Below are 636 nucleotides of genomic sequence, written 5' to 3' on the forward strand. Positions count from 1 at the left end.
CTGACCAACGACACCGACGTCGACAGTGGCGACAACGACACCGACGTCGACAGTGGCGACAGCAAGACGGTTTCGGCCGTCAACGGCGGCGCCGGCAATGTCGGCTTGGCAGTGGTTGGGACCTACGGCTCGGTCACCATCGGGTCGGATGGCAGCTACACCTATACGCTCAACAATGCCGATGCCGATACCAATGCACTGGCCCAGGGCGCGACGGCGACGGATCAGTTTACGTACACGGTCAAGGATGCCAACGGGGCTACCTCCTCGACCACGCTCACCATCACCRTCACCGGCACCAACGACGGCCCGATCGCCGTCGCAGACACCAATGTTGGCGATGCGGTCACCGAGGCCGGTGTCAACCCCGGCAACACGCCGTTCGCAGGCGACGCCTCCGCCATCGGCAATGTGCTGACCAACGACACCGACGTCGACAGTGGCGACAGCAAGACGGTTTCGGCCGTCAACGGCGGCGCCGGCAATGTCGGCTTGGCAGTGGTTGGGACCTACGGCTCGGTCACCATCGGGTCGGATGGCAGCTACACCTATACGCTCAACAATGCCGATGCCGATACCAATGCACTGGCCCAGGGCGCGACGGCGACGGATCAGTTTACGTACACGGTCAAGGAT

1 protein-coding gene is annotated in these 636 nt (G+C 63.3%); it reads left to right on the forward strand.

The window, feature by feature from the left end; translation table 11 throughout:
* On the forward strand, positions 1 to 636 hold a 636-nt coding region (locus tag AC1D2G_RS34410), incomplete at both ends, for a VCBS domain-containing protein (RefSeq protein WP_477419647.1).

This window comes from Mesorhizobium sp. P2_C7, assembly GCF_056404515.1.